At 44.3% G+C, this 12,360-nt stretch carries 9 protein-coding genes; all 9 read left to right on the forward strand.

The features are described 5' to 3' along the window. Positions 1 to 7 precede the first annotated feature (7 nt). On the forward strand, positions 8 to 2,032 hold the full coding sequence (locus ABGU93_RS14375) for a response regulator (RefSeq protein WP_347414110.1): 2,025 nt from the start codon (positions 8 to 10) through the stop codon (positions 2,030 to 2,032). Further along, the gene (locus ABGU93_RS14380; RefSeq protein ID WP_347414111.1) at positions 2,029 to 5,058 is read left to right on the forward strand and encodes a glycosyltransferase; all 3,030 of its coding nucleotides are present in this window, start codon (positions 2,029 to 2,031) and stop codon (positions 5,056 to 5,058) included. Before ABGU93_RS14375 ends, ABGU93_RS14380 begins: the two co-directional genes overlap by 4 nt. After that, positions 5,055 to 8,222 (forward strand): hypothetical protein, encoded by a 3,168-nt coding sequence (locus tag ABGU93_RS14385; RefSeq protein WP_347414112.1) that lies wholly within the window; start codon positions 5,055 to 5,057, stop codon positions 8,220 to 8,222. The genes ABGU93_RS14380 and ABGU93_RS14385 overlap by 4 nt, the downstream gene beginning before the upstream one ends. 9 nt (positions 8,223 to 8,231) lie before the next feature. After that, a complete protein-coding gene (locus tag ABGU93_RS14390; protein WP_347414113.1) occupies positions 8,232 to 8,903 on the forward strand; it encodes a hypothetical protein in 672 nt (223 codons plus the stop codon). A gap of 180 nt (positions 8,904 to 9,083) precedes the next feature. After that, positions 9,084 to 9,695, forward strand: a complete 612-nt coding sequence (locus ABGU93_RS14395) for a hypothetical protein (protein WP_347414114.1) — start codon at positions 9,084 to 9,086, stop codon at positions 9,693 to 9,695. Positions 9,696 to 9,782: 87 nt separating this feature from the next. Continuing rightward, the gene (locus tag ABGU93_RS14400) at positions 9,783 to 9,908 is read left to right on the forward strand and encodes a hypothetical protein (protein ID WP_347414115.1); all 126 of its coding nucleotides are present in this window, start codon (positions 9,783 to 9,785) and stop codon (positions 9,906 to 9,908) included. 158 nt (positions 9,909 to 10,066) lie between these two features. Next, positions 10,067 to 10,627, forward strand: coding sequence for an RNA polymerase sigma factor (locus tag ABGU93_RS14405; protein WP_347414116.1), 561 nt, complete (start codon positions 10,067 to 10,069; stop codon positions 10,625 to 10,627). A 2-nt stretch (positions 10,628 to 10,629) separates the two neighbouring features. Continuing rightward, on the forward strand, positions 10,630 to 11,016 hold the full coding sequence (locus ABGU93_RS14410; RefSeq protein ID WP_347414117.1) for a hypothetical protein: 387 nt from the start codon (positions 10,630 to 10,632) through the stop codon (positions 11,014 to 11,016). Positions 11,017 to 11,052: 36 nt separating this feature from the next. Beyond that, positions 11,053 to 12,345 (forward strand): hypothetical protein, encoded by a 1,293-nt coding sequence (locus tag ABGU93_RS14415; protein ID WP_347414118.1) that lies wholly within the window; start codon positions 11,053 to 11,055, stop codon positions 12,343 to 12,345. The last annotated feature ends 15 nt before the right edge of the window (positions 12,346 to 12,360 follow it).

Consider the following 12,360-nt stretch of genomic DNA (forward strand, 5'->3'; position numbering starts at 1 on the left):
GGAAGATATGGTTACATCACGAATAGCAGAAATAGCAACGGGAATATATTGGGTCGGTGGACGTGCCCAGGATGGGGGACTTCATTGTAATCCCTATCTGATTGTTGATGGAGATGAAGGAATACTCATTGATCCGGGTTCGGTGCTGGATTTTGAAGACGTTTATGAGAATGTCTGCAGCATCATTCCTCTGGAGAAGATCAAATATGTGATTCTTCATCATCAGGATCCGGACTTATGTTCGGCTGTGCCACTCTTTGAAAAAGCCGGGGCTAATTTTGAAATTATCACTCATTGGCGGACTCAGACATTGGTTAAATATTATGGCATCAAATCGGAGTATTATATCATCAATGAAAATGAGTTCAAACTTACCCTGGCATCCGGACGGATTTTGGGTTTCGTTCTGACGCCCTATCTTCATTTCCCCGGTGCTTTCACCACTTATGATTATCAGACAAAAATCCTCTTTTCCAGCGATCTATTCGGCGCTTTTTCCTACGAATGGAGTCTCTACGCCAAAGCTGACTATATCGAAAAAATGAAAACATTTCATGAACATTACATGCCCTCCAACAGCATCATCCGACCAGTGATGGAACTGTTTCTGGGGATGGATATCGCGATGATTGCTCCCCAGCATGGATCGATTATTAAGGAAAATATCGTAGCCCATATAAAAGTATTAAGAGATCTGGAATGTGGTACCCTGCTCAACCCGATCAAGCGGGATCTGGCCAAATCTGGGGGATATATGGGTATCTGTTCGGCCGTTTTGAAACGCTTGGGGTCGATTTTCAATCAGGAATCCGTCCGGGAGCTGGTCACAGATATGGAACTGACTTTGGACGAAGACCTCAATATCACGGACTACAATGTTACCGGCAATGTGTTATGGAATATGATATTTGAACGGATTCTGGCCAGAAAAGGGACAACCTGGTTGATGGTCATTGAGCTGTTAACCGAAACCCTGTCCAAAGAGTATGATATTCCCATGCCGGAAGTATTTGAAAGTCATCTCAAAAAAGTCGAAGAGGAAGCTTCCAGCCTCAATGAGCAAAATCGCCTGTTAAAGGAAACCAATACCCGGTTGGAGTCCAGTATTTTGGAGTCTCAGAACAAATTGATCCGTTGCGCGATCACTGGCTTGTATAATTTCAGCTTTTTTAAGAATTATCTGGTCAGTGAAATCAACAGTATTCTCGGCGACCATTCTGAACAGAATCCGGGTCTGGTAATCATCGGTCTGGATAACCTTGAAAAAATCGAATATCTTTATGGCCATGATGAGGTGGAAGAAGTGCAGCGGAATGTGGCGTTTATTTTGGAGGAATTAAAGGAAGGAAATGAGATGTTATTCAAACTCCAGGGGGTTAATTTTGCCTTTTATATTCCTCAGACCTCAAAAGAAGCTGTTAGGGTCTTTGCTGAAAAAATCAGAAATGCCATTGCCGGATCGGAAAAATTCATTGAAAAAATAACAGCTTCGATCGGTCTGACCTGGCTGGGAGAGATCAGAGAGACCGCTGAATACAATGGGAAACTGGATGAAGCATTCTATAATGTTGCGGCCATGCGCGTTAAGCTGGCCAGAAATATGGGCAGAAATATTGTCTGCAGTCAGTCCTCAATGACAGAGTACCAGGATAATATCGGGAAAATCCTGATTGTGGATTCGGATGAAATTACGGTGGATGTCTTAAAAACCGCACTGGAAAACATTAATTATCTGGTGGTTAGTGTTAGTGACGGTCAGACGGCAGTGCAAATCGCAAAGGATGATAATCCGCTGTTGATTATCTCTGAGGTGATGATTCCGAAAATGGATGGATTTTTGTTCCGGGAAGAAATGTTGTCTGATTCCAACACCAGCAAAATTCCGTTTGTTTTTTTATCCTATCTTAAAAATGATGAGTCGGTTTTGCGGGCATCTAGTTTGGGGGTGGAGCATTATTTTAAAAAACCGTTTATGCTTTCGGAATTATTGGGGGTCATTCAGAATAAAATTAAGGGAGAGTCGCTTCGATGATAGAAATCTTTGAAATCTGGATCATCATTGGGATTTTGATTCTGATCGCCGATCTGGTAATTATTGTGCGCCTGGTCAGGGGCAGAGGTGAAAGTGATAAGAGTCTGATATTTGCCGGACATCAAAAAGAAGAACTGGTGCATGCGGCCACCGGAAATCAAGCAGACGCCCATGAGCCTTTGGAGATTGCCAACTATTACCAGGTCAGCCAATCAATGCGATACGATCAGCAGCTCAAAGAGAACATTGCCAGTTCCATCGATATCGAACGCTTTGAAAAAAAAGCGATGAAGGGGTTAAAATATCGAAACATCACCAAAAAATCTGAAGCCGCCTTGTATTTAGGCGTACTCGGTACTAAAAAAGCGCGGTTGGCGCTGGAGGAATCCTTAACAAAAGAAACCAACAGCACCTTAAAACTTTATATTGCCAATGGTTTGACAGATATCGGTAATAAAGAATCCCTGCCCGTACTCACCAATTCACTTTTAAGTGAGAGCCGTTTTTACCGTAATAAGGTGAATATGCTGATTGCGGATTTTGGTGAAGACTTTCACCATTTTTTGCCCGAAATCATCACCAGTCAGCGGATCGAATTCCAGGAACTGATTGTGGACTTTGCTTCGGTTTATTTTTCTGAAGCGTTAAGAAACTACCTGATTCAGCTGATTGATACCCGGAAAGAAACCATTGAACACTTGGAAAATCTGTACGGTAAAGCTGATGCTCGTCAATGTATCAACTGTGTCAACAGCAGTCCCTTGCTGGAGGGCAGCCGCGTGAATTGTCGTTACGAGGGTGATGTGGCGGCCGATTTTTTCTGCCGGCGCTATGAACTGCTGCCGGTGAGTGTGAACAGCGGGGCAGCCCATCACCAGCTGGTCATTAAAGCCTGCGATATTGTTGCCGAATATTACCCAAAGGCCCTTGATCAGGATCAATATCTTTATGCTGAGGAACTAGAAATCAGAAATGCAGCCATGCGAGCTCTGGCAAATTTTAAATCGCCTGAAAAAATGGTTAAACTGCTGGGCTTTCTCAGGCAGGAAGACACCGCCAGAGGTGCCATCAATGGGATTGCAACAATGATTGAAAAAAACCGGATATATTTTAATCAGGTCGTCACCGCTTTTTTTGAGGAAGACGATCTTCGGGTCAAGAAAGATCTGGCCACCATCCTGGCCCTGCGGATTGAGTATTTTATTATGAAACTGACCCGGAAAAAAAATGAGGATGCCAAAAAAATCATCAGTGAATTCATTCGCCTGGGAAAAACCAGTGAAATTATTGACTTTCTCAACAAAAATAGAGATATCAATATTGAAAATGAACTCATTGCCATTATAAAAGCAACGATATCCCAGTCCGGGGAGCTGGAAAACGACTTTGCCCGGTATTTAAATGAGCGATTGTCGAAAAAGTGCGGTCTCATTCAAGTTACTGAGTCAGCCGCCAGCGAACCGCCTAAGCGAGATGATAAACTGACCCGGCGGTTGTTTTTTTTGTTATTGGCAAGCTGCCTGATTGTCCCCATTATTTACTGCATTCGTCATTGGAGTATTCTTTTGGTGATGCCCTTTATTGATCAACTGGAGCTTTTTGTCATGGATTTTAATTACTATATTGCCTATTATGCCATGGCGGTCAATCTAATCTACCTGGTGCTGCTGCTGTTTTCATATATCAGTGTGGTGAGGCAGGAACGGTTATGGAATATTAAGGATATGTCCCTGCTTTTCAAAAAACGGATGCTACCGTCAATTTCAATTATCGCCCCGGCATATAACGAAGAAAAAACCATCATCGAAAGTGCCAATTCGCTCCTGAACCTTAAGTATCCGGAGTATGAACTGATCATTGTCAATGATGGTTCTAAAGATCAGACCCTGAATACCCTGATTCGCTACTATGATTTAAAGCGGGTCGATTATCTTTACGACAGCCATCTCAATACTAAACCAGTGCGGGGCGTCTATCTGAACCGATCCCGTCCCCAACTGATTGTCGTGGATAAAATTAATGGCGGCAAAGCGGACTCCCTAAATATGGGCATCAATATCGCCAAAAAGGAATACGTTTGCGGTATCGATGCGGATTCACTGCTGGAAGATGATGCTCTGATCAAGCTGGCGTCCTTGACCCTGGACGAAGAAACCGAAACCCCGGCCCTGGGTGGGAATGTTCTGCCCATCAACGGCTGTACCATTGATCGTGGCCAGATTGCCCAAAAAGGACTGGCTGAGAGCAAGCTGGCGCGGTTTCAGACCATCGAATACATTCGTTCCTTTATGTCAGGGCGGTTGGGCTGGTCATATTTTAATTGTTTGCTGATTATATCCGGCGCCTTTGGCCTTTTTCGCAAAGAACGGCTTATCAATGTGGGTGGCTACCTTACCAGCAGCGGTAAATACAAAACCGACACGGTCGGTGAAGATATGGAACTGGTGGTGCGGATCAGCCGGCAGATGAAAGAAGCCAAACGCCCTTTTCGGATTCTCTATGCCTATAATGCCAATTGCTGGACGGAGGTTCCCGAGGACATCAAAACCCTAAAAAAACAGCGCTACCGCTGGCACCGAGGGCTGATTGAGATTCTGACTTTTCATCGTAAAATGATGTTTAACCCTAGTTACGGAGAAATTGGCACTGTTGCCATCCCTTACTTTTATATTTTTGAAATGTTGGGTCCGCTATTCGAAATCCAGGGATACTTGATGGTGATTTTATCTGTTGTTCTGGGCATTTTTAATGTTGAAATTGCGATTATCCTATTCATTTCGATGGTCCTGATGGGCATCCTCGTTTCGGTGTCTTCCTTGCTGATTTCCGAAAAAAATGGTAAAAATTTTTCCCGGAAAGAATTGTGGATTCTGGTATTTTATGCCATCATTGAGAACTTTGGGATACGGCAATATTTCAGCCTCTGGCGCTTTGGTGGTTACGTCAACATGTTCAGAAAACCGGTGGGCTGGCAGAAGGCCGACCGCAAAGGATTTTCCGGAAAACCGGATGAGGTGGCATCATGAAGATTAAATCGGTGGTTATCGGGAGTATTGGGACTGTGGTGGTGTTATTTGGTATTTTTGTGTTGCCTTTTTTAATCTGGGACAATCAGGAATCAACACCTTTGAATATCTGGGTGGTGGACAAAACCGTGCCGGATACCACTTACAAGGAACATATGGGGCTGATGTGGGCTTTAAATAGTGAAAAAGTCGTTCTAGAAAGCACCGGAAACCCCTTCCGCTATGATAGTGATTATTATGGGGTTTTCCCAAAATCGGATCAAGATTATCAGGTCCGGGAAATTCCCCAAACTCAAGAAATGCCGGAACTTATTTATCTGGCTGATACCGATGGGGTTTATCCCAGCGATTTTAATGGCCTCGCTAGTGACGTCATTTACGCTGGCATTGCCCAGAAACCGCTGGTGGGCGATCTCAGTGAAGCGGAGCTGAACAGTATAAAAAACAATCTAGGTGGGGGCAACACCATCATCGGCGAGTTTGATATCTGGGATGCCGACAGTCAGCAGGGACTTCAGGATGTTTTCCGGGTTTCCTTTACCGGTTGGAGCGGGAAGTATTTTGCCGATCTGAAAAAGGACGTTGAAATTCCCGAAATTATTGTCAACAATTATGAAAAACAGACTGGTCAAGTCTGGGAATACCGGGGTGGCGGTTTAGTGCTGGTGTCAAATCAGGATCAGGTGCTGGTGTTAAAAGATAAAGAAGCGCTGAATAAAAACGGGATCAGTCTGTCTTTTGATGGGGCCTATCAAGATGAATTCGGGATCAATGGCGAGTTTCCTTTTGAACAGTGGTTTGACCTGGTCAAACCTGACGCCTCATCCGAAACCTTGGCAACACTGCATCTGGATGTCAGTGAAGCGGGAAAAACAGCGCTGGCCGAGTTTGGTCTGGGCACCGATTATGCCGCGATGACCCGGTCAATTAATTCCCAATACACGGCCTATTATTTTGCTGGGGATTTTGCCCAGATGGATTTTTCGGGAACACTATGGAATTATGCTGGCTTTGCTAAGATTAAGCAATTATTTTCGGTGGCCAACCCCAATGCCGACACTAAATTTTATTGGGGCTGCTATGTACCGCTGATGCAGCAGATTATCAATGAGATAAAAATGAAGCCGGGAATTTCAGCGGCCGAGCAGGTGACCGCAGGTACCCAGATGGAGGCCCGCACATCTGGCACCGGTTTTCAGGTTTTAGTCAATGGCATCTGGGAAGATTTTTATGCCAAAGGAGTCAATATCGGTTCCTCTGTTCCGGGGAAATGGTTTACTGAATTCTCCTATGATGAAGCCCTCTACCTGAAATGGTTTGAACATATCGGTGCGATGAATGCCAATACCATCCGGGTTTATACGCTGTTGCCACCGCAGTTTTACTCGGCGCTGGTGTTTTACAATCAGCAGCATCCCGAAGATAAACTCTGGCTCTATCAGGAAATATGGCCGGAAGAAAATCCGGCCGATCATAATTACCTGGGCGTGGATTACAATACCACCTATCAAGCCGAAATAAAAATGGACATCGATGCCATCCATGGCCGGGCTAATATTGCCCCGCGCCAGGGGCGGGCTTATGGCTACTATACCGCCGATGTTTCGCCTTATATTGTCGGCTATCTGGTGGGCCGGGAAATGGAACCGGAAGAGGTGATCAGTACCAATGAAAAGAATCCCGGTTTTGTCTTTAATGGCAATTACCTTTACACTGAAGCCAACGCCAGCCCCACTGAGGCCTGGCTGGCGATGAGTTGTGATTACGTGCTGCAATACGAAGAAGATACCTACAAGTGGCAGCATCCGGTGGGGATTGTTAGCTGGCCAACTCTGGATCCAACTGAGCACAATTCCGAATGGAACGAAACCGGGGATAAAAGCAAGCAGTACAACGACAAGGTCTCCGTCGATATCAACCATATTTCGACCCGGGAAAAACTCCAGTCCGGGTTCTTCGGCGCCTATCATATTTATCCCAACTATCCGGATTTTATGAACAATGAGACGAGCTATGCCGCATACACCGATGATGCGGGCAGCTTCCGCTATGGTGGCTACCTGCAGGAGTTCATCGCCGGTCATCAGAAATATCCGGCCATTGTGGCCGAATTTGGGCTGGCCACCGGCTCCGGTAACGCCCATGAAAATCCTGATGGCTATCACCATGGTGGACTGACCGAAGAAGCCCAGGGAACTGGCATCGTCCGGATGATGAAGGCCATTGAGCAAGAGGGGTATGCCGGTGGGATCATCTTTGAATGGACCGACGAATGGGCCAAGAAGACTTGGATCACCGAACCCTATATCATCCCTTATGATCGCAATCCGCTGTGGCATAACGCTGTGGATCCGGAACAGAACTACGGTATTTATGCCATGGAATCAGACGGACCGCGATCATTACCCTATGTTATTGAGGATGACGGTGTTATCTCAAAAATGGCGCTGGCAGCAGACGAAACTTATCTGTATATTGATCTGGATCTGAAACGGCTGGTTGATTTTTCCCAGGAACAACTGATCATCGGTCTGGATACCTACGACCGCAGCCGGGGCAACATGAAATACGGGACAGATATCGCTACTACGGCCGCTTCCGGCCTGGAGTATATCATTGAAATCAATGGCAGCAATGAAGGCTTTTTACAGGTACAGCCGGGATATAACAACAGCACCGGCAATCACAGCTCTGTCGCTTCACAAACCGGCTTATTTTTCACCATGTCAATGCTGACCAATAAAGAAATCATCACCAAAGACGGCACCACAATTCCAGCCGTGATTCAGGATTTAAGCCAGTTATCGTTTGGCAGCCTGGAGAACAATTCTCATCATCAGGTCCAGATTTCAGGCAAAACCATCTCGATCCGAATTCCCTGGACCCGGATTAACGTCACCGATCCCTCGACGATGCGGGTGGTCGATGATCCCCGGATCATCCCGAATCCTACCACCAACGAGCTCCAGACGGTGATAACCGAAGGTATTCTGGCCAGTGGCGTCCTGGTAAAACGGGACAACAACCAGACGATTGCCAGTATTGGCCTAAACAATCAGAAGGTCTTTAACTGGGAAAACTGGGATGTCCCCACCTACAAAGAACGGCTCAAAGATAGCTATGCGATTATCAGTGAGTATTTTAAGGAGCTGGAAACCAATTAGGAGTAGCAGATGAAAACATTTAAGTATAGTACCATTGTCACCCTGATTTTAACGGTGGTGTCCGCCTTGGCCATTTTCGCCATTGACGATGTGATTCCAGGTATGATCAGCGGTCCGTTGAAAGACCATATCCTTGATAATTTGGACAATTACAACGCCTTTCTATTTGGCATTTTCACCGGTTCGCTGGTCAGCTTCATCGTTGCAGTGGTGGGATACGCTACTGAGAGAAGACGATTGATTGCGGAGATCTGGAACAATGCCAGAAAACTGACCATTGATTTCAAATTATTACTACTCGATAATATCGAGTTTAAAGATTTGACCCATGACAAGCTTTCGCAGATAATTGAAGATCAGCAAGGCTTCAACCAGCAGGTCAGAGATTGGTTGACCTTTCACAGTTCACCCTACACGATAAATATCATGCAGCTCGATTTTTTGATTAATCATGGAGAAACCGCCAATCTGATTAAAACCCTTGAGAAAAATGTGCAAATACTCAGAGCTGTCGTTGATGGTTTTATGAACGCTTACTTAAATAAACGTTTAAAGGATAACTACGGCGATGTCGATATTGAAAAATTATTTGCCGTGATCACTAACCAGGATGAAGATAATGTGCTGCAGACAGTTGAGGATTTGCTGGATCAGGTATTTGAATTTTTGAATAAAAAATAAATAACCAAAGGGCTTTGATCAAAACAGGCAGCGTTGAATTGTTATTTATCGCTGCCTGTTTTGTAAACTCCGGATCAGCAGCGTTTTAAATTGAGAATAGCGGGTAAAAAATTATTATCAAAAGACAGTGTGACGAAATAATACCGAGCGGAGTTGCGGTTTGTGAAGGGGAGGAACTTAATGGATAAAAAAGCGAAACGACGGCTGTTGTTAGTGGTGGGATTGATATTAGCGATGCTGGTGTCAGCGGCAGGTTGTTCATCAGGCGGGGATCAAGCCACAGAATCAAAAAATACGTCGGGCAATGGAGCAGAACAGGAAGTATCCGGCAATGCGATTTTTGATCTCTACAACCAGATTCAAATCAATGACAAAAAAGCTGAAATCGAGAAAGTCCTGGGAGCCACCGGGAATACCTCACCAGAAGGGTCCTATATTTATCTGGATCCGGACACCGGATATGCGGTCAATGTATTTTTTGATAGCAAGGATTTGGTTACTCTGAAGCTGCTTGTTCCGACCACCGGCGCCCGGGAACTGATTGAACTCAGCAATGCCAGTGTTACAAAAGAACAGGGGGCAAAAATTACCAAGGGGATGACCCGCAGCAATGTCAAGAAAGCCCTGACGGGAGTAGGGGTGGAGATGCTGAGAATGGTTAATCCCAGTTATGCCGACAAAGAGGCTTACGCCCTGGCCTGGATCAATACCGACGGTTCGATCCTGGTTGTGACCTTTGATGCGGATACCGATACGGTCCTGGCAGCCGAATTCCGAGACCGTTTATTATAGTTGCACCAATTATTGGGTTGATCTGAAGAGGTTACCGGCTTGTTAAATCTTATGGCCAGAACCAGTGATGAAAAAAAGGGGTAGTCAATGAAAGATAAGAAATTAGTTCGTCTGATCTTGCTGATGATCTGGTTTAATGATGATCAAACTGGATACTATATGACTTTTTTAGGTCATCAGGGAACCGTCAAGAGCGTTAAATTTTGGAAATAGCTAGTTCACAAAAAAAAGCACTGGTTGTCATGAATCAGTGCTTTTTTGCGGATTTGAAATTAATTTTTAAATTTCTTGAATTATTTTATTTTTTTTGGGAAGAAAACCCGGGGTACATCCGTTATATAGATGTGCAGAAAAAACGGAGGTGAAATTTGTTGAAAGAACATCGAGAAGAGGATGCTGATGATGCGTTGATCAAGAAGTATATCACGACAGGGAATTCCGGATATTTCGAGCCCCTCGTCGAACGGTACGAACGATATGCCTACGTCTATGCCTATTCTCTTCTTAAAAACGAATTTGACGCTCAGGATGTGGTGGCGGAAAGTTTTTTAAAGGCATTTACAAAAATCAGACAGTATCGGCTGGATAGCAGTTTTAAAAATTGGTTTCTGAAAATTGTTCATAATAACAGCCTGGATCTATTGCGAAAAAATAAGACCATGGTGTATCTGGACGATCAGGAAAATGGCGATAGTCTATTTGCTGATGAGGCTTTGAGCTATGACAATATCGATTCCATGGATTTTGGCGAACTTCAAAAATCTCTGGATCAATTACCCCACGAACTGAAAGGGGCAGTGATTCTGCGGTATTATTATGACTGGGATTATAAAAAGATTTGCGAATTTTTAAATATCCCCATGGGTACCCTATCTTCCCGGCTGAACCGGGCCTGTAAAAAACTTAAAAACCTATATGAAGGAGGAATGTGACAATGAGCGAATTAGATAAAATGATGTCCTGTCTGGGCTTTAATGAAACTAACGTGAAAAATTATGGCGATACGATTCCTTTTACCAGCCGAAAGCTTGATATCATCAATCGGATTAATCAGGCCAGTCTGGAAAAAACTAGAAATTCAGATTTGTTTGCTTTGTTTTATATTTTGTCCATTGCCTTTTCAGTCATGTTAATGCGCTTTATTGTATTTGCGCAAACCGGAGATTCAACCGTCATAACTGTTTTTACCAGCATCGTTATCCACTATTCCCAACAGCTGCAAAATAGTTTCAATGCGATGTCATTTTTAATTTCGGTCGTTATTTGTGTCGGTACAGGAGTGTTGATTAATCATTTTAAAAATGAGCAGCATTTCTGTTAGACTTAATAAATAAAAAAATTTGAAGGAGAATAAAAAATGTTTAAAAAATTTAGTGTGTCAGTTTTAATGATAGTGATGGTATTGCTTATCACTGTTACTACGGCTTTCGGGGCTACCAATAGCGATACCAGCCCTTACGAAGATTCAGCGGGAAATGTAAATATTGAGGGTGCATCGGTTCCCAATGCGGAATTTGCCTTTGCCGGTTCAAATATCACTGCCAATTCAGTATTTGATACTACCACCTTTTTTGCCGGCAATGCCATCACCCTGGACGGGGAATATAACGGCGACGTGTTTGCAGCGGCAAATACGGTAACGGTTAACGGTAAAATTAACGGGAATCTCTACACCGGGGCCAACCAGGTGATTATCAATGGCGAGGTGACCCGGGATGTCTTTGCCGCCTGTTCCGATCTGACCATCAGCAAATCTGCCAACATCAACCGGGATACCTATCTTGCCGCTGCCAATGTAAATATTGATGGAACTGTGGGTCGAAATCTCCGAGCCGGCGCTGGTAATGTCTCGATTAATGGGACCATCAACGGCTTTGTGGAAACAGACGTGGATCAATTGAGCATTAATGATGGGGCAAACATCACGGGACCAATCAATAACCGTAGTGCCAATCAGGCGGTCGTCGCCCCAGGCGCCACTGCTCCAGAAGTTAGCTGGGAGAAGGTATCTAACGAACAAACCGTTGAAGAAGCTCAGGGACCAACCGTTGGCTCCATTCTGTTATCGATTATCACCAAACTGGCCTTTATTCTGGTAATCTGGGTACTGGTTACCTTTATGACCAAAGAATTTAATGCCAATACCACGATAATGGCAAAAAAACACATATTGGCTTCATTGGGAATAGGGGCTGGATTTTTCTTCGTCACACCACTGTTGCTGATTGTTTCCTTCATTATCTATGCACCATTTGGTTTTGCCATGACCTGTGGGATCATCGCCCTGGCCATTTTGGGAATGCCGGTGGCCGCAGTGGTCTTGTCAAAACTGCTGATCCGCTTCTTTGAAGACAATATGAAACCGCTACTCAGCTCGTTTGTTTCGATCTTAATCGTCGCAGCAGCAGCGATTATTTTAGGCTACATTCCATTTATTAACTTTGTCGTATTTCTGTTCCTGGATGTTGTTGGTGTGGGCTTCATTTGTTACAATGTGTTGTTCACCAATAAAAAACTCAAGGAAGAACGAAATCAAGGCGACGACGAAATTCTAATGATTGACGAAATCATTGATATGGAAGAAGGCACGACACTTATTGAAAAGTCAGCCGAAGCAATCAAACTGGATGACGAAGACATTACAAAATAAATAGTTTGCAACAAA

This window comes from Acetobacterium sp. (genome assembly GCF_039830195.1).
GTDB lineage: Bacteria > Bacillota > Clostridia > Eubacteriales > Eubacteriaceae > Acetobacterium.